The organism is Mycobacterium kiyosense, assembly GCA_021654635.1.
Lineage (GTDB): Bacteria > Actinomycetota > Actinomycetes > Mycobacteriales > Mycobacteriaceae > Mycobacterium > Mycobacterium kiyosense.
Genome location: AP025179.1, coordinates 1,672,910 through 1,691,517 on the forward strand (window position 1 = coordinate 1,672,910; position 18,608 = coordinate 1,691,517).

General features: G+C 58.8%; 16 protein-coding genes and 1 pseudogene. 6 read left to right on the top strand and 11 right to left on the bottom strand.

From position 1 onward, the window contains the following. Positions 1-100: 100 nt before the first annotated feature. The 3 genes from L6444_RS07930 to L6444_RS07940 form a co-directional block, all read right to left on the bottom strand. Positions 101-1,645 (bottom strand): replication initiator, encoded by a 1,545-nt coding sequence (locus tag L6444_RS07930; protein ID WP_231752682.1) that lies wholly within the window; start codon positions 1,643-1,645, stop codon positions 101-103. An 80-nt stretch (positions 1,646-1,725) separates the two neighbouring features. Next, on the bottom strand, positions 1,726-3,174 hold the full coding sequence (locus L6444_RS07935) for an FtsK/SpoIIIE domain-containing protein (RefSeq protein ID WP_055581552.1): 1,449 nt from the start codon (positions 3,172-3,174) through the stop codon (positions 1,726-1,728). A 99-nt stretch (positions 3,175-3,273) separates the two neighbouring features. Next, a complete protein-coding gene (locus L6444_RS07940; protein ID WP_055581551.1) occupies positions 3,274-3,615 on the bottom strand; it encodes a hypothetical protein in 342 nt (113 codons plus the stop codon). Between the two features lie 94 nt (positions 3,616-3,709). Here L6444_RS07940 and L6444_RS07945 point away from each other — a divergent pair, with 94 nt between their 5' ends. Beyond that, positions 3,710-4,981: a hypothetical protein gene (locus L6444_RS07945; protein WP_231752681.1), complete on the top strand. Its 1,272-nt coding sequence runs from the start codon at positions 3,710-3,712 to the stop codon at positions 4,979-4,981. Then, a complete protein-coding gene (locus tag L6444_RS07950; RefSeq protein WP_055581550.1) occupies positions 4,978-5,697 on the top strand; it encodes a creatininase family protein in 720 nt (239 codons plus the stop codon). The genes L6444_RS07945 and L6444_RS07950 overlap by 4 nt, the downstream gene beginning before the upstream one ends. Before the next feature lie 1,096 nt (positions 5,698-6,793). Here the strand turns inward: L6444_RS07950 and dapA are convergent. Then, the gene (gene dapA / locus L6444_RS07955; protein ID WP_236983909.1) at positions 6,794-7,669 is read right to left on the bottom strand and encodes a 4-hydroxy-tetrahydrodipicolinate synthase; all 876 of its coding nucleotides are present in this window, start codon (positions 7,667-7,669) and stop codon (positions 6,794-6,796) included. A 189-nt stretch (positions 7,670-7,858) separates the two neighbouring features. On the opposite strand from dapA, the gene L6444_RS07960 reads away from it, so the two are divergent. The 3 genes from L6444_RS07960 (at position 7,859) to L6444_RS07970 (ending at position 9,243) form a co-directional block, all read left to right on the top strand. Then, positions 7,859-8,182 carry a hypothetical protein gene (locus tag L6444_RS07960; RefSeq protein WP_236981613.1) on the top strand — a complete coding sequence of 108 codons (324 nt, stop codon included), beginning with the start codon at positions 7,859-7,861 and terminating at the stop codon, positions 8,180-8,182. Positions 8,183-8,210: 28 nt separating this feature from the next. Next, the gene (locus L6444_RS07965) at positions 8,211-8,405 is read left to right on the top strand and encodes a hypothetical protein (RefSeq protein ID WP_236981614.1); all 195 of its coding nucleotides are present in this window, start codon (positions 8,211-8,213) and stop codon (positions 8,403-8,405) included. A 67-nt stretch (positions 8,406-8,472) separates the two neighbouring features. Further along, positions 8,473-9,243 carry a phenylacetate--CoA ligase family protein gene (locus tag L6444_RS07970; protein WP_236981615.1) on the top strand — a complete coding sequence of 257 codons (771 nt, stop codon included), beginning with the start codon at positions 8,473-8,475 and terminating at the stop codon, positions 9,241-9,243. Between the two features lie 324 nt (positions 9,244-9,567). On the opposite strand, the gene L6444_RS07975 is transcribed toward L6444_RS07970, so the two are convergent. From L6444_RS07975 to L6444_RS07995, 5 genes are all read right to left on the bottom strand, one after another. Beyond that, complete coding sequence (locus L6444_RS07975) at positions 9,568-10,170, bottom strand: proline dehydrogenase family protein (RefSeq protein ID WP_236981616.1); 603 nt, start codon at positions 10,168-10,170, stop codon at positions 9,568-9,570. 409 nt (positions 10,171-10,579) lie between these two features. After that, positions 10,580-11,233, bottom strand: coding sequence for a cytidylyltransferase domain-containing protein (locus L6444_RS07980; protein WP_236981617.1), 654 nt, complete (start codon positions 11,231-11,233; stop codon positions 10,580-10,582). Further along, positions 11,233-12,063 carry a PIG-L deacetylase family protein gene (locus tag L6444_RS07985; protein ID WP_236981618.1) on the bottom strand — a complete coding sequence of 277 codons (831 nt, stop codon included), beginning with the start codon at positions 12,061-12,063 and terminating at the stop codon, positions 11,233-11,235. The genes L6444_RS07980 and L6444_RS07985 overlap by 1 nt, the downstream gene beginning before the upstream one ends. Further along, the gene (locus L6444_RS07990) at positions 12,063-13,418 is read right to left on the bottom strand and encodes an amidohydrolase family protein (RefSeq protein ID WP_236981619.1); all 1,356 of its coding nucleotides are present in this window, start codon (positions 13,416-13,418) and stop codon (positions 12,063-12,065) included. The genes L6444_RS07985 and L6444_RS07990 overlap by 1 nt, the downstream gene beginning before the upstream one ends. A 3-nt stretch (positions 13,419-13,421) precedes the next feature. Continuing rightward, a complete protein-coding gene (locus tag L6444_RS07995; RefSeq protein ID WP_236981620.1) occupies positions 13,422-14,708 on the bottom strand; it encodes a serine hydroxymethyltransferase in 1,287 nt (428 codons plus the stop codon). Positions 14,709-15,141: 433 nt separating this feature from the next. Here L6444_RS07995 and L6444_RS08000 point away from each other — a divergent pair. Next, positions 15,142-16,170 (top strand): annotated as a pseudogene (locus L6444_RS08000) (SDR family oxidoreductase); the annotation flags it as partial. Positions 16,171-16,221: 51 nt separating this feature from the next. Here L6444_RS08000 and L6444_RS08005 read toward each other — a convergent pair. Next, positions 16,222-17,052: a class I SAM-dependent methyltransferase gene (locus L6444_RS08005; protein ID WP_236981622.1), complete on the bottom strand. Its 831-nt coding sequence runs from the start codon at positions 17,050-17,052 to the stop codon at positions 16,222-16,224. A 142-nt stretch (positions 17,053-17,194) separates the two neighbouring features. Next, positions 17,195-18,367, bottom strand: coding sequence for a cystathionine gamma-synthase (locus tag L6444_RS08010; RefSeq protein WP_236983911.1), 1,173 nt, complete (start codon positions 18,365-18,367; stop codon positions 17,195-17,197). Positions 18,368-18,608 lie beyond the last annotated feature (241 nt).

Here is an 18,608-nt window from a genome sequence, read left to right on the forward strand (position 1 = left end):
CATGAGGCGGTCAGCCACGCGATGAACTCAGGACCCTCATACAGCGGGACCGCACCAGCATCGTGGTTGCCGGCGGTGCCGTCCTCGGGTGTCGTGGCCATCACCCGGCCCCGCGTGACGCTGGCGGGATGCGCGCACCGACACTCCGGGATTCGGTGATACCGGCGATACGGGCACCGATGTGGCGCAAGGCTGCTGAGATGACCAGGACGCGATCCCCGGCGCTGGTGTGCCCGGCGCGGTCGAACCCCCACAGCATCTCATTGGTGTCGATCGGTTCGTGCCGGCCGGCAATGGCGCCGGTCAAGTGTTGGCCTGGACGGGCAGATTGTGTATCGTTTTGCCGCCCTGAATGTTTGGCCATCTGCTGGCGGGTCCAAACGGCGCGGGCGGTGCGCAGGGCGCCCATTGTGGTCGAGTAGTGCCGGGATTTGGTGGTGATGTGGCCGCGGTAGCCCAAGGTGTGCAGCCAGCGCCCGATCCCCGCCAAAGGTCCTCCCTCCGCGGTGTGTTCGGCGAGTTCGGCGATTGTGGACAGGATGGCGCGCACGTGTTCGCTGACATCCAGGTCGCCGATCGCTTCTGCGGTGAGGCGCCGGGCGGTGATGCCGAAATCGTGTAGGGATTTGGTGACGTATTTCGCCAGGTATGCCGCGACCCGGCGCGGCGAGAGCCGCGTTGCCGTCGTGCGCGCGGAACAGTTGGTTGTGGGATCGTTTGCGGCTGTGGTGGTTTCGGGTGTCAATGGTTGGGTGTCGATCTGGGCGCCGAACCGTAGCGCCCGCACTGCCCCTTGGTCGGGGTCGCTGTCGCCGGTCGCAACATCGATCCTGATGCGGCGGGCGGCCTGCTGGATCAGGGCGGCCAGCTCGGTGGAGGTGATCGGTGACGACCAGTCGGTGTGCTGGTCGACTATCGGGCGGGGCTCCCCACCACCCCACGGGGCGGCGGGGCCGTGACGATCGTGGTCACCTGATGTCGTGGCGTAGGCCGGTGGCGGGTCGAGGCGGATCAGGGCGTGGATGTGGGGGATGGCGCGGGCTTGAAGTTCAACGACTTTGACGAAGCTGACCCGCACCGAACCCGGTGTGACGCCAACGGCTTTCAGGTGTGTTGCGACCGCTCGCCGTAGCGCGATGGTGAACCGTCGCCACAGCTCGGGCAGATGCCAGGTGAACAAGACATGCCCGCGGTAGTCGTAGCACTGCCGGCACAGCGGCTGGCCCACCGCCGGGTCATCAACGGCGTGGGTTATGTTGCAGCGCAGGGCATTTCCATGCCGACACCGGACAGTCGACCCGGCAGGATTGCGCGCGTGGCAGGGTGTGCCGGTCGCGTTGTGCACCGCCCCGTAGCTCGGCGCGGTCAAAGTGGCGAACACCTGCGGACGGCTGGAAACTTCAGCGGCCACATCGTGGTGGCCGCCGGCGGCTCCGGCGTGCACCAGTTGCCAGGTGTCACGGGCGTAGAGGTCTGAGCATGACGGGCACACCGTCGCGCGGCGGTTGTTACAGCGTGTCCACACGGTGTGCCGACGCCCGAAGGTGTCAGCACCGGACAGCTGGATCGGGCTGGCGCAAAAGCCGACCGATTCGGCGCGGTGCCACCACGACCCGAAACTCGGTGAGGAGGCGCGGCGCAACATCTGGGTGATCACCGGCTCGGCATCCACGGTGGTCGGTACCCCCGGCAACACGATCACCGGGCTGTCCGCCACGGCGGTGCTCACCGCTTCCCCTGACCGTCTCGGTTGTCCGTGCCAGGGGCCGTGTTTCGCGCGGTGCCCGGTGTGCTCGGGCGGGGTGCGGGGAATGTTCGGGCCAGCACAGCGATGTCGCGGTCGGTGACGTGAAACGCCCGGACCCGTATCGGGTCGGCGGTGCCGTCGATCATCACGTACCCGACACCGGGTGTGGCATCGGCGATCAGGTCGCATTCGGCGCCGGCATCGCGGGCTCCTTGGCCCAACACCATCGCGGTTTGGGTGGCCTCGGTCATGCGCAGGCCGATCCGCACGGTGAACAACTGCCGCACCGGCAGGGTGTCTTTGGCCGGGTCTTGCACCGCGGCCACCACCGATATCCCGACCGCGCGGCCCTGGGAGAGCAGCAGGCCGAGCAGTTGTTCGATTTCGGTGCGCAGTTTGCGGTCGGTGAGATAAGCGGTCAGCGCGGCGATCTCGTCGATGATCACCACGATCAACGGTTCGGTGGTGCTGGGAGTGTGCAGGCGGGTGTGTCCCCGTAGCCGGTTGGCCCGCGCCTGCATCACCGCCACTAACTGGCGCAGCAGCTCCAGGGTGGGTTCGCCGTTGTGGTGGCAGAACACCGAAAACATCGGTGCGCCGGCGCCCAGTTCCATGCCGCCTTTGGGGTCGATCACGCATAACCGCACCCGCCCGGTCCTGACGTGCGGCGCCAGTCCGGCGATCAGCGACCACAGCACCGAGCCCTTCCCGGCTCCGGTGGCACCGGCGACCAGGATGTGCTGCCCCAAAACGGGTAGCTGCCAACAGGTCCGTGTCTCGGTGATTCCGATCCGCACCGCGGCCAGATCGACCGGGGCTGCGCGTGTCGGCATCGGCAGGGCAATGGGTTGGGCCAGCACGTCACCGCGGCTGATGATGATCCGCAGCTCGCCTGGGATGGTGGCGCGGATCGTCAGCCGATCGGCCCGCCACGCCGCCGCCAGAGCGTCACTTCGTTTCTGCCAATCGTTGATCGACTGGCCTGCCACCACCCGCGCGATGAGCACGTCGGCGGGGCTGCCGATCTGCACCGACCGCAATGCCGGGACCAGTGCGCGTTCACCGAGCCGGGCGGTCAAACCGTGCAGGGTGCACACCGAGGCCCAGTTGCGGTGATACCGCCACCACGCCAGCCAGCGTTGGCGCACCGGCTCGGTCACCCACGCGGTGAACGATGACGGCTCCACGACTGCCCAGCCGGTGTATGCCGCGACGGCCAGGGCGGCGGTCAGCAGGCCCGCGCGGGCGCCGTGGGCGATGGCGACCCAGATCGTGAGAATAGCCGGGACACTGAGCATGGGGAAGAGGATTGCCCACCAGAGCAGCTGCCCGGCGGCTTTGACCAATGCCCAGATCAGCTCGCCGATCCAGTCATCGTCAGAGGACTGACTAGTGTTGTGGTTCTTACGGTTTGAGGTGTTCGACATGATGGCACGCTTTCCAGTGCGACGGGTTATGGTGTTGCCGGGGAGGCTGGCCCGACAGCCACACCGCGCTCATGCGGGTGCTGCCGGGCCAGACCTCGGTTAGCGGGCCTGCTGGCTCGCCTTCGCGGCGGCCGCACCCGGGTCGGCGGCGGTGATGGTTTCGGCGCGATAGGCGATGCCCGAGCGGCCGTCCTGTGACCACGGCAACGCCACCAGACCAGACACCGCAACGGGTTGCCCGACAATCACTTTCGGCTCACCGACCACGGTCACCGCCAGCACCTCGCCACCGGTAGCGTCCAGGGCGATCAACTGCACCTGCCACAACACCTGCCCAGTGGCTTTGTCGATGCGTGGTGCGCCGGTGTCGAAATTGGTGCGCTGCTCGGGAATTCGGGTGCACAGGAACGTCACGCCGGTGGTCTCGATTCGTAACTTCATGGATTGCTGTCCTTCCTTGTGGTGTCACGCGGTCTGTTCGGCCGCAACTCAAGGACAGCGCCACCCCGGCTGCCGCCGATAGTGACAGCCAGTGATGGGGGTGATAACCGGAAACGCGCACGCACAGCTGACCTGCGCCGATGTGTGCGGCATGATCAAAGCCATGGCCGCAGCCGACCCGATCCGGGCACGCAACGCCCAACGGCTGCGCGCTGCCATGGACCAGTACGGTTACAGCCTTCGTGAGCTGGCAATCGAGGCCGAGAATGTTCGCCGGCTGCGCGGCGACGACGACGTCCCTACCCACGACACCCTCAAACGCGAAATCTCTCACGTCTTGGCGACCGGCAAGATCGGCCCGATGTGGCGTGACGACCTGGCCGCAGTGTTCGGCGTCGAACCCGATGAGTTCTTCGTCGTGCCGATCGAGAGCCAGTTGCCGCACCCGCTGTTGCTGCAGCTTCCCATCGACAGCGACGTACTTGACGTCATCCAGGCTCAGCAACATACCCATATCCGGGCCGAGCACGCCTTCGGCCCCCAGCACGCCCGCCCGCTCGTCGAGTCCGATCTGGTCACGATCGAATCCCTCATCGCCCATGCGCCACCACAGCTCAAACCGCAGATGCGGCACGCTGCCGGGACAATCGCCGAGGTGGCGGGGTGGATCGCCCAAGACCTCGGCGATCACACCGCCGCTGAAAAACTCACCAACACCGCGGCCCTGCACCTACGGTCGGCCGGCCCGGAACTGAATGCAATGATCTTGATGCGGCAGTCCAACATTCTCGCCCGCACCAACCCCGACCTCGCCGCTGACCTGGCCGCCGACGCCGCCGAACTCATCGACGGGCAAGACGTGGGTCGCCTGGCCGCAAGCATCGCCCGCCAACAAGCACTCGCTGAACTGGCCAACCACAATGAGCGGGCTTTTCACCGCCACGCCGCCGCAGCGTTAGAACTCAGCGACATCACTCCCACGGCCCACGACCGCGCGATCTACGCCCACGGTGCCTACGTTGCCAGCGAGATCGCCTCCGGGTACCTACGCATCGACCAGCCGGACAAGGCGGTAACCCTGCTTGACGGGCACCATCACGCCTGGACATCAGACCAGCACCGCGACCGGGCGGTGGCCGATATGCGGCTTTTGCACGCCTACATCGCCGTTGGCGAATACCAGCAAGCGCTGGCACTGACCGCCACAGCGATCCCGGGCTACCTGTCCGCACCCTCGCAGCGAGCCCGACTTCATCTCGCCAAAGCAGGCATAATCGTCAGGGACCGTCGACGACGCAACAAAAGCTCTGTCCTGCAACAACTCGCCGGACGCATAAAGAACGCCACCCAAGGAGTCACCGCATGAGCCGCCGTGTCATCCCCGACACCACCACCGCAGACTCCGATACCACCAGCTCCGTCGCGGTCCTGCCGGTCGGATCATTCGAGCAGCACGGCCCCTACCTGCCGTTGGGCACCGACACTCTCATCGCCTGCACTATCGCATCATCAATCAGTGAGCACCACAACGTGTTTCAGCTATCGCCCGTGGCATTCGGCTGCTCCCACGAGCACGCCGCCTATCCCGGCACTGTGAGCATCAGCGCAACCACGCTAGCCGCCGTCGTCGCCGACATCACCGAATCACTTGCCCACCAGAACATCACCGCGTTGATCGTCGTCAACGGTCACGGCGGCAACGCCGTACTCACCAACGTCGTGCAGCAAGCCAACCACCCGCGGGCCCCCATCAAGGTCGGGCTATACCCCAGCCGTGAAGACTGGGCTGAGGCGCGCATCGCCGCAGGAATCCAAACCAGCAACCACGACGACATGCACGCCGGCGAACTAGAAACCTCCCTGCTGCTCGCCGCCTGGCCCGACTACCTGCGCGACGGATGGCAAACCAGCGATCACATGGCCAGTGACCGCCGCTACCTCACCACCCTCGGCGTCCGCGCCTACACGCCCACCGGCGTCATCGGCTCCCCATCGCAGGCCTCCGAAACCAAGGGCAAAAAAGCCCTCGACCACCTCGGCCGCAACGCCGTCACCCTGATCGAACTCCTCACCGGCCAGTAAGCCGAACCAGGCGCCCAGCGGGGCGGCTACCGTCCGCTGGCGCTCCCGTCCGCCGCCCCGCAACACCCCGGCCGGTACACCGCCGAAGCCCACCAGTGACCACATCTCTGACCTGCCACGTGAGAACTTTCTTTACTGGTATCAAGTTCCGAAGAGTCAAATGCTATGCCTGATCGCACTCGTTCCCGCTATGTGCTTGGATTCGCCTATGACAGAGGAGGATTGGTCGACGATTTCTGGGCTGCGAGAGATTAGTCGGCTGCGCAGTGCTCGCATAGCTGGCTGGGTACGGCCGCTTGCGTATGCGGTCGGATACCACAACGGACAAGTCTGGTCTTTTCCATATATCAACCCGCCGGGTCAAGCGCACACGCTCCCAGCAGTGATTCTTGCAGAGACCACCGGATATTCCGGGGGCACCCGCGAATTTCGGATAACGAGTGCTCAGTTAGCGGCTGCAATTAATAGGCTCGCGCCTGCAGAAGTTGTCACGCACGTCGAACATCCCAACATCCAATCGTGGCGGAAGGTGCTTGCCCGACACCCGACCGAGATCGCGGCGGTGTTTATTGCTTCACTTGATGACCCTCCCGCCGGCTCTGCCGACGAAGCGCTGCGCAAACTTCTGGGATCAAGGACGTTATCGTCGGGCGAGTCCCGTTGCTGAGTTCACTCAAACAGAGTCGGGCTGCATGTCCGGGGCCGCGTTGATCTCACAGACGTCTACGTATGCCAGCATGCGCCAGGGTATGGCAGGGGGTCCCCTCGCCTAGCTCGAGTGGCGTTTGCTGACCGGACATGTGTGTCATCACATCTTTCGGCCGACATGAGCTACAGGAACGAAACTCCGCAACCTCAATCACTGGGAGAAAGCCGATTGGACCGCTTGAGTGTCGTCCTTGCGGGCTGAACAGGGATGACGCTATATCGCAACGAAGCACGAAATGCCTCCCATATTCATAGTTATTCATAGTCGAAAGACTTTGTGATCGTCGTCCCAGTCGCCCCTCTTCCGATGCAGCGCGGTTGCTGCGCTGTCGTCGACACTAATCACCGTCAATTGATACGTAGACTTCGAGTCGTCGCGGACAACGCACTAATTGCAATCTCTACGACCCACGATGCCGTCAAGCACCTCAGCAAGTCCCGAAGAGACGCTTGTTAATGGCAGTCTGCATTCCGGCGACCGAAGCAGGCCCAAGCGCCAGAGACAGTATTTGAGGGGGATGGGATTAGACTCCGCAAATAATGACGGTATTATCCCACTGATTTCACGCCAAGACATTCTTGCCCGGACAATTTCCTCTTTGTTAATGGCGTCCGCAACATCGACAAATGTCTCGGTCCGGAGATGGGCTGACGCTAGGATGCCGCCAGCAGCTCCGTTGGCGAGACTGGTGAAGTACAGCGGGTCTTCACCTGTGAGAACGTCCAGCTCGTCCGGCGCCCGGTCAAGAAGGTCCAGGCTTTGCAGGATGTTCCCTGTGGCATCCTTGATCGCCCGCACGTTCGGTACGGTTGCCACAATTTCCAGAAGAGCATCGTTCGGCAAATTTATACCCGTTCGATAGGGAACGTTATAAGCGATAATTGGTCGACTCGTACTTGAGGCGGCGTCACTAAAGTGTTGGATCAAACCGTCGATTGGCGGCCGATTGTAGTACGGCGTAACAAGTAGGTAGCCGGTTAAATCAAAGCGTTCGAATGCCTTGATCGTGTTCCCAACCTCGCGTGTCGAATTTCCGCCAACACCCATGTAAACTGGCAGCGAGCTACCGATAATTTCAATAGCGGCGTCAATAAAAGCTTTTTGTTCACTGAGCTCAACAGTGGGAGCCTCACCTGTAGTGCCTAAGAGGACGAAGCCGGCGATGCCCGTTGCTTTGTAGTGATCGAGGAGCCGGTGCAGCGATTTAAGATCCAGCTCACCATCATAGAATGGCGTGACGAGCGGGAGGTATACACCATTCATCCTGTCCAATGGGTCACCCTCCTTGAGTCGCAGGATCGATAGCGGCCCACCCACGGCGTTCCGCTCCTCTCCGGGAGGCTATCATCAGCCACGAAGCCCCCCCCCGCCGGATGCGGCTCTGCGATGTAGCGGCCGGCTCGACGGATGGTCGCTTCACATCGCCACCCACTACTTCGAGGAGGCACTCCCGTGGATGCGACCGAATGGCGCGACTTTATTGACCGTTGGGATACGGACAAGGTCTCGACTGAAGAGCTCGCAGACTGGCATGAACGATCGCTACGCAACGTCGTTAGGCATGTCAAGGAAAGGTCGCCCTTCTACCGGAAACGTCTGGCGGGGATAGATGCAAACAACTTGACCCTGGCAGATCTTGGCGAGATTCCATACACGACCAAGGACGACCTTCGCGACGCGATGTATGACCTCCTTTGCGGCGGTGTGGGTGATGCAGCGTTCTACTTCACTACCACGGGGACGACCGGCCGCTCGACCCCCTTGCCCCAAGGCTGAGATCGACTTCGACCTCGATGTCCTACCTATGGCGCAGGCTCTTGATAAGGTCGTGAAGGAACACTTCAAGGAAGGTGATCCTCGGCCCGTGTTGGCTGTGATTGCCCCAAACGAACTGCACATGGCTTGCGTATCGATGTCGTTTGCCGCCAAGCAGATCGGTATAACGAAGCTCGACTTATTTCCGATTTCACCCGTTATCGGATTCGACCGCTTTTTTTGAAGTGATGCTCGAGCTAAAGGTAAACATGATCCTATGCTCACCGGGCCTTCTTATGGCGTTGGCGGAAATGAGTGAAACCTACGGGGTTGACGTGCGAGCAGATCTCTCGCTTCGGTGTCTCCTGACGACCGGCGAGATGTGTACGGATAGCATGAAGGCACTCCTTGAGGAGACTTGGGGCGCGACTGCATACGACTTCATGTACGGCTCCCAGGAAGCCGGCGTCTCCATTCGAACGAATCCGGACGGAAGCCTAGTTCCAGTGCAGCCCACTTACCTACTCGAAGTACTCGACCTTGACACGGGGAAGACGCTCGGCTTCGAGGGGTACGGAGAGCTGTGCTTGACGACGCTAATTCCTGGCATCAAGCCCTTGATTAGGTATCGCACCGGCGACCTGGTTGAAATCAGCCGCAGCGGTTCGGGGAGCCTCACGGTCCGTCAATTCGGACGAGCCAAGGACATGGTCGACATCGGCGGACATAAGCGCACCGCCGCGGAAATCGAGAATGAGATTCTCGTCGATCCGACTCTCGTCTATGGGTACGAGTTGGAGATACAGTCCGACGGTGGGCAGGACCGCTTGCTAGTACGCGTAAAAGCAAAGAATGATGCCGACAAAAATAGCCTCAAAGCTTTGATAGCCGGGCGTCTTACTACTGCATTCGGCGTCCCCGCTGATGTCGAGATTCATCCATTGCTCGATATGAGAACCGCTACTGGTGCATGGGTTAGTTGGAAGACTGCCCGCGTAAAGGACGTACGTATTGCGGTCGCCGACGAAATCGAAGACCGATCTGCTGCCGATCTTGCAAGGGCGGCGAATGAAGCGATCTGAGGATACGTCGGTGCCACCATTCGGCATCTCAAGCTTTCGGCTCGAGCCTCAATACGCGGCTTGTTGGTGACACGGCATTTTCCATGTCGACATCGCCGAACGGAACAAGGATCATAGTTTAAGTCTGCCTCGGCACGCGCGCGTGTGAGGACTAAGCTTTATTGAGCGCGTTAATCGCCTCTGCTTTGCGCTCCGTCGTGTCGTCACAAAGGAATAGCAGTCCGAGGGCACCAGACATTATGTCTCTATTAGAGAAATGCACTTGGTTTTGGAGTTGGCTGGCGGTTGATCCGAATCCTGTTGATCTCGCAGACGAAACGACGGTTAAGACAGCAAAGATCTCAGTATGAACTTAAAGTTGGCAGGGCGTTCAGCAAGGCGGCGAACGAGGTATCCATACCAATCCGCTCCATATGGGACATAGGCGCGCACCTTGTGCCCACTGGCTGCCAGGCGTCGCTGTTCGTTGTCCCGAACTCCATACAGCATCTGGATTTCGTATTCACCGGGTCTGCGACCATTTAACGCTGCAAGCCTCTCCGCCGCCTTTAACATACGGGAATCATGGGATGCGACCATCGGGTAGCAATCACTGGCCATGAGGATCTCGACACAGCGGACGTATGAGTCGTCGATCGAAGCCTTGTCTTGATAGGCAACTTCTGCCGATTCTCCATAGGCGCCCTTGACGAGGCGGATTCTCGCCTGTTGAGCAGCCAGATTAGCGACGTCTTCCGCACTGCGGAACAAATACGACTGCACCACCACTCCAGTGCGCGGGTACTCGGAATGCAGCTCGCCAAAAATTTCAAACGTGGAATCTATTGTGGAGTAATCTTCCATATCCAACGTTACGGTTGTACCGATCGCGTCGGCTTTGGCGCAGATCGCACGTACGCCCGACAGAGCAACGTTAGTGCCACTCACCGCAAGTTTTTGCCCGAGAAGCTGACAATTTCACGGACACCTCGGCGCGACTGCCGAGCCCCTCGCGCTCCAGCGCATCGAGCAGCTCTAGGTACGCATCCCGCGTATATCGAGCTGCCGTAACAGTGGAAACATTTTCGCCGAGGTAGCCAATCGTAGAGTCGACTTCATGCTGAGCCAGAGTTCGCGCCACCGCGATCGCTTCAGTGGTGGTTTCCCCAGCTACGAAACGATCGGCGAAAATGTTAAGTGTGCGTGTTGAGGTCGCCAAGCGTCGAAGGTAGCCGCTCCGCGACGCGGAACTCATCGAATGCCGATAAAGTGATCCGAATGGCGTCATCGGTCGAGCCTTAGCACTCGTACGACACAGGACAGTCACGCTTGTTAGGTGACCCTAAGCATATAGGCGTCATCCCGCGGCCAAGTGCTGGTATATCGCTTGGGCGAGCACGAAGTCGGTTTCATCGTCGATGTCCACAGTGCGGTTAGTTGCATGGAACCAAAACGGATTGCCTCCAATAGGGCCGGCAGTTACTGCAGTTTTTCGATGGAGGAGTGAAAGTGTGAATCCCAGCAGGTATCGCGTCGGCAAGAGTTGTGAACGTACATGTCGAGGGCCGAACCCGAAGCCCATCGGACAGTGGTTTTCATCCAATAGGTATCCGCGAAAAGGATAGACCACGACAAGACAATCGTTCTCAAGACGTGCCTGTTCCCAAGCAGTCAAGCAGCTGCCATAGTCATTGAAGAGCGGATCGGTCAAATGACACCACGCGATATCGTCGTCCCCCGGAACCTGCTTGCAAATCTCGCTCACCACATAGGGGTAAGGTGTCTCATTCTTAGCGAGATACGGCTCCCGGATAAGAAAGTTCAGTCCCCATCGCTCTGCGTGTTGCGCCACAGCCGGGTCCTCGCTGCTGACGTAGATCTCGTTCGGTGCGAAACTGAGTAGCAGCTGACTTACCTTGATATCAAATAACGATTGACCCTCATGAAAGGGGCGAAAATTCTTGCTGAGGACACGAGTTGACGAATTCTTTGCTGGAATAACGACTTTCATCAAATACTGCCATGGGCTGCGGGCTCGGCGATGTGAGGAACCGGGCCGGCGGACGCATGGCTATCGGTCACAATACGCTTAAACGACTCGGCATAATCAACGCTGATACCGCGGCCATTATTCCGCATCCGCTCGACAACCCAACTTATCTCAGCGCGCGGGTCACCGGCGCCGACAAACTGGCTACGGTGCTTGAGGATGGCCTGTAATTTGCGTTCCGCGTGCGGCCCTACATCGATAAGGAGATCGGTATGCTCGTGGCCAGGGACCCATACCTCCGTAACTCGGTGCGCGCTCAAGCCTTCCGCCAGAAGCTCTGGAAACGCTCGCGGATTACGGGCGTCTGGATAAACTGCCGCCAAAGCCGCTTCTCCCACTGCTAAATGGTCCGGGTGCGAAGCACCAATCGGAAACGAGAGCGATCGTAAGGGCTGGTGGGTTAGCACCAGATCGGGGCGATAGCGTCGGATCTGACGTGCTAGTTCCCGCCGCAACGGAAGGCTCGCTGTCAGATTCCCGTCAGGAAAGCCAAGAAACACGACTTCACCAACGCCAAGGTATTCAGCGGCGTTCCGTTGTTCCGATTCTCGAATTGCGCCAATCTTTTCGCCTGGCATGGTTGGGTCGTCGCCCCCGAGCCGACCGTCGGTACAGATTGCGTAGGTAACCTCCACACCCTCTGCCGCAAGTCGGCTAACCGTTCCACCGAAGCTGTACTCTGCATCGTCAGGGTGCGCGACGATCACCAGGGTTCGCTCAAACACGTGCGGCAACGGCTCTAGCTCAACGGCCGTTCGCGGATTGTCACGCTGCGGCTCCAAACTTGCCATCAAGTCCCTTTCGGAAAGCGGTCTCGAAAATGATGGGGGCTGCATGGCACGCTGCCATCCGTCTGCCGTGAAGGAAGAATTGGGCCATTCGCGATATCTAGGGCAAGCGCATCCAGATTAATTAAACGGCCACCACGAACCACCGCCACGACTTTGCGGACCGCTGATATGTCATTAAGCGGATTATCGCTGACCATTAGCAGATCGGCGCGCTTTCCCACAGCGATGCTACCCGTCTCGGCGCTAACGCCCCATAGTGCCGCTGCATCACAGGTGGCCATGCGTATGGCCTCGGCCGACGCAACACCTCGCGCCACGTATAGTTCTAATTCGCGCATCAACGAGTCGCCCGGAAACGTATACCATGTCCCTGCGTCGGAACCAGCCACTACCGTTACTCCGGTTTCGACCATTTCCTCCATGCAGCGGAGCGACCCATCGAAAGCCTGGCGGTACAGATGTAGCTGGCCGTTAAGTTCATAGAACGTATTTTGCATTTCGGCGTAATACTGAACGACCTCTGGGGGGGATATCGCTGGAAGAGCCATACGGCTGCGCTCGCGTGATCGTGATTCATATGAGGCAAGCGTGGGAATCATCGCAACATTGCGGTCCACCATTTCGCTGATGAGACCATCGGGAATCTCGTCGACGATTCCATGGCCAAGGATATCGGCGCCGGCCTCGACAGCCGCGATAGCTTGGGCGCCGGTGGCCACGTGCACAGCGGTTCGAAAGCCTCTCTCATGAGCGGCTGTGACGAGATCCCTCAGAAGGTCCTTTGTCAGGTTGGGTAATGTGCCGAAAACATCGTCATAAACGATCTTCATGAAGTTGGGGTTGAGCGCCGCAATGCGGTCGATTTCGCGGTCAACGTCTTCCCGAGTCGCTACTGCGGATGCTGCATCGCCCACGGAGCAATCGCAAAAGCCACCGGGCGCGTTAAGACATCCGTATGATGTCAACATGTAGGGGCCTAGGAATTTTCCGCTATTGACATCGTCACGGATTGCCTCGGGCGATGACCCTGGAAAGTCGCCACCCACCGTGAAGAAGTCCACTACCGTGGTCACTCCATGCAAGAGGAACTGTTTTAGTGTTCGAGTGAAGTCGGCACGCACATCGAGCAAACCATTAAACGCCACATGAACGTGCGAGTCGATCAACCCCGGCAAGAGGAACTTTCCTCGTCCATCTATCCGGGAGATGTCCCGAGTTTCCCCACTCATCTGGGCTTGTGGTGTGATGGCCGCTATCAGGCCCAGCTCATCGATCTCGACAGCACATCCCTCACGGATCGTGCCCGCCTCTACCTCAACGACAGCGACATTGTCGATAATTATCGACGCAGCCATGGCTCAGTCCAGCCCCTCCGCCTCGAGAACGTGGCTCCCGGCATTGACAAATCGATTGCGAATCTCTGCTACCTGTAGCCGAACTTCATTTGCTTTCTCCGGACATCCACCGTTCTGAAGTATGCATGCGATCAGTGCTGCGATTTCCGTAACCTCTGAACGTCCTATGCCAAGTGTAGTGACAGCCGCGGTCCCGAATCGAAGACCACTAGGGCGGCGCGGAGGGTTCGGGTCGTTCGGTATCTGATTCCCATTAGACAAGATACCCGCAGACGCAAGCCAATTGGCTGCGACATCCCCGGTGACATCCATCGATCCGACGTTCAGAAGGCACGCGTGGTTATCAGTCCCACCACTAACAAGGTCAAATCCCCACGAAGCTAACTCGTTGGCCAAACAACGACTGTTTTCGATGACTCGGAGAGTGTATGCCTTAAACGCGTCGGTGAGCGCCTCTCCAAGTGCTGCCGCGACGCCCGCGAGGGTCCTAACATTGGTGCCACCCTGACAAATCGGATACACGGCGCGATCTACCTGTTTTGCGAAACTTTTTGTCGATAGGATTAAACCGGCGCGCGGTCCGCGTAGTGTCTTATATGTAGCTGCCGTAACGATGTCCGCATAGGTTACGGGACTGGGTATCGCACCTCCCGCAATTAGCCCGGCCGACTGGGATATATCAGCAATTAGTACAGCTCCGACATCGTCCGCGATATCGCGCAAAATCTCGAAATTCCATAATCGCGGACAAGACGTGTCACCACAGAATATGGCCCGCGGACGCTCGTCTCGTGCTATAGCCGCAATCTGCTTGTAATCCACCTCGGATGTTTCAAGCGTCACTCCATATGGAATCACACGGAACATACGTCCGATAAGGTGAAGAGGGCCGCCTGTAGAGTAATGCCCTCCGGCTGCGGTCTCCAGTCCAAGCAGCGAATCGTTGGGCTTTAATACGGCCATAGCCGCGGCAAGATTCGCCATGGTGCCACGGTAAGGCTGTACGTTTGCATGTTCCGCGCCGAAGAGTTGGCATGCTCGGTCAATCGCGAGCTGTTCAATTGCATCCGCAGCTGCTTGACCTTCGTGATACCTCTGGCCAGGGTAGCCCTCGCAGTGAACGGATTCGAGCGCTGGATGCATCGCTGCCGCTACGCCCGGACTGAGGTAGTTAGCCGCCGCAATCAGATTTATCGTGTTTGCCTGCCGATCAAGTTCCTCAGTGATCAGGAGGTCGATCGTGCTATCGATGGGCGCATAAGCGCGATGGCCAGTGAATCTCGCAGACATCGCGAACGTTCCTAGCAGCCATCGACATTCGGCACCAGGAGACCATAGATGTCCAAGCTCCCGTTTGCAAGTCATTGAAGGTCGCCTACGCAAGTGCGGCTTACCGAACTGTTCGATTCTCGAGCCGGCGAGACACCCACCAGCCGATTGGTGCCATCAACACCACGCGGTCGGCGCCACCCCGCCAAAGAGTGGCCGCCGCCAGATGTGCTATGTTAACTCGCCTTGTCGCACTGGACCGAACTAGATCGGGCTCTCAAGATTGCGTCTGCCTGACTGATTAGCACCACAAGGAGTGAGCATTCAAGTGGTCGAGAGTAAACATATAGAAGATGGTCGGCGGATCTGCGGATGCGATGATTGGCATCTCGCACGAAGGGCACAGGGGCGGGCCGCAGTATGACAACTCACGTGATGACCGGGGGGCACCGGTTTTGTAGGCAGCCATATGTTGGCACGGTTGCTGAGTGAGCCATCTGACTCAAAACTAGCTGTGTTAGCACGACCCAATTCAGCTTGCTCCTGCGAGGAACGTGTCGGCTGGGCGCTGAAACTTGCTGGACACACGCGCGGCGACCGTGATGGACGGATGTCAATCGTCGAGTCTGAGCTCTCGCAGCCGCTATGCGGTATCGAGCCGGGCTCAATCAGCTTCGGTAGTGAACCCCTCATTTTTTGGCATTTTGCAGCTTCATTGGAGTGGAGCCGCGGCCGTCGAGAGGCCGTATTCGCGACCAATGTCGACGGAACTCGAAACGCACTCGAACTCGCTACGCATGTCAACGCTGATCTATTCATCTATATTTCGACTGCCTATACCTGCGGATCTCTTAATGGCGACCTACCAGAGGCACTGCATGTTCCACCAACGTTTCACAACGCTTACGAGGAAAGCAAATGCGCAGCGGAGCACATCGTAGCGCAATCTAAAGCTTTCAGGACGCTTATTTTACGGCCATCGGTTATCGTCGGAACTTCGCATGACCATAAGCCAAGCGGTAGCTATACTGGCCTATACGGCTTTATCACTGAATTGCGTCGGTTTAAGGACATGCTCGGGGACTCTAAGGACGTAGTTCGTTTCGAAGGTGATCGCGCAGCTCGGATTTCTTTTATACCCGTGGATCATGTTATTGAAGATTCGCTTGCGGTGGTAAATTCAGAAATGCAGACGCCGAGGCAGGATGTATACCACATCAGTGGCGAGTCTTGTTCGGCGGTAGGTGATATTTGCGACTATATCATTGAAAAATTAAGTCTTAGTGACCGCCTAGAAATGGTTGACGAACCACTCACTAACCCGACGCCGCTCGAAAAGTTTTTTGCGAAGAGGCTTGATTTCTTCGCCGGATACATGCGAAACGAGAGACGATTTACCCGTAGCATCGGCCCCAGCCGCTCAATCGTCATTAGCGATCTTTACAAGTTCATCGATGCCGAGATGCAGCAATCCGCGCAATAATATCAAGCGGTTAGTACTAGTCCAAACCTGTCGTCTAATCCAGACCGAGTTTCAGCTCTTGTTCCCTATAGCTAGGATTGCAGGCATCGGTATAGCGACATGCCCGTTGGTGGCCCGAAAAGCTAGTGCCGCATCGCGCACCTGGGTGGCTATAGCCGTGCGAGCAGTATCGTCTTGCGCTTGAAGCAGCCCTCCTGTGCGCGCCGTGCCGTAGAGAAACGCGTCGAATATGTCGTCCACATCCTGCAGATGCCAGGTCAAGTCAATCGGCATAACCTCTATCCGCGTGAATCCGGCCGCGGTGAGCGCCTTGCGGCATTCGCTGCTGCTACTGTAGTGAAAAAAATCTGGACCATGGGGAATCACTGCTGTTCTACCGTACTCAGCCACGGACTGTAGGATCACGGAAAATATTAAAGCCTCTTCGGGCGATGCCCAGACAGTAAAGCCCAACCGTCCATCACGACGCAATACGCGAAAGCTCTCATTGATACAGGCTTGCGGATTGCCGAGATGTAAAATCCCAAAGTTCATAGTTACCCGGTCAAACGTCTCGTCGACAAATGATAGGCTTTCCGCGTCTCCCTCTTCGAATCTGATGTCCGGATATAGATTTCGGGCTTTCTGGATCATTTGCGCAGAAAAATCGATACCAACTACATCGGCACTTCGCTCGTACGCCATTGAAGCCACATAACCTGGTCCAGTCGCTAAATCTAATAGCCGCGCGTTTCTTGTGACACCAACCGCATCGAGCAGCGCGCCTGCCGCTTGCTGGGTAAGCCCTCCCCATGCATCGTGATAGCGGTCCACCGCTCGTTGCCAACCGGCTAGCTCAAATTCCCGGAATGCCTTCGGATCTTGTGCCGCGTGGTCTGACATGATGCTCCATCTAGCTAGATCTGACTAACCGGCCAAACAGGACTGACAATCGCCGCTGGTCCTTCGTACCACGTAGCGCTCCGGTGGTGGAGGGTGATTAAAGCTGACAATTCTCAGGTAGCGAAAGTGAACCCCAAACCAATCACTTTAGCGCCTCTTCAATATCGCATATCAGATCGCCCGCATCTTCGATTCCAACCGACAGCCGCACCAAATTCGCCGGCACTTCAAGTTCTGATCCCGTGTTCGCGGCATGGGTCATCGCAGCGGGGTACTCGACCAACGATTCGACACCCCCGAGAGAGGCGGCCAGCGTAAATATCCTAGTTCGTGAGCAAAAATTGCGTGCAATTTCCGGGCCGCCAACCAATTCAACTGAAATCATTCCACCGAATCGGCGCATCTGCTTAGCCGCCACCTTATGCCCAGGGTGACCGGTTAAGCCAGGGTAAATCACCTTCTCGATTTTCGGGTGCGCAACCAGCATCTCTACCAATCGCTCTGCGTTGGTGCAGTGCTGTTCCATCCGCAAAGCGAGCGTCCGCACGCCACGCAGAGTTAGGAAGCTATCAAATGGTCCCGGCACAGCTCCCGCACCGTTCTGGAGGAAGGCGAATTCCGAGTCAAGCGTCTCGTCGCTAGTGATCAGCGCACCACCAATGACATCAGAATGACCACCGATATACTTGGTAGTGGAATGTATGACAGCATCTGCGCCAAGTCTAAGTGGCTGCTGCAAATACGGCGAGGCGAACGTGTTATCTACGGCCAGTTTAGCTCCACTTGCGTGAGCAAGCTCCGCAAGTGCGGCAATGTCACCAATATTGAGAAGCGGGTTGGTGGGAGTCTCGATCAATAGCAGCTTAGTGGTTGGCCTGACTGCGGCGCGCACATCATCGATATCGCTAATCGAAGCAACGCTGTACTCGACACCCCACCGCTGGAAGATTTTATCGATCAGCCGAAAGGTCCCACCGTAGGCATCGTTTGGGAGCACCAAGTGGTCGCCCGGTTTCAGGACAGCACGAAGAAGACAATCCGTCGCAGCCATGCCCGATCCAAAGGCCCGCGCGTACCCTCCCCCTTCCAGTGCCGCGAGGTTTTGCTCCAGCGCAGATCGTGTAGGGTTCGCCGCCCGCGCATACTGGTAACCCCCGCGCAGTTCACCTACACCATCTTGCGCGAACGTCGAACTCGCATAAATCGGCACGTTCACCGCACCAGTCAGCGGATCCGGAACGAACCCGGCATGGACTGCCTTTGTTGAGAAGCCCTGCCATGACACATTATCCACGTTGCTGCCTCGTTCATTCACAGACAACGACACTAATACATGTTTCGAGAGTCTCCACGCCCGGTCGTTCTGAGGAGCGCAATTTGTCTGAGTGCACTGCATGTCGGATCTGAATGCGGTTGTCCTTGCTCCGGTGGCCGAGCGGCCGAAGGTCGTGGGCAGGCCTGCGAGGTCGTGCGACATCAATCGGACGCGCAGCTACCGGAGCTACTTTCGGTGTCTCGGCGCGGACAGGAGTGTTTGGACGTGCCCAGCCGCGACG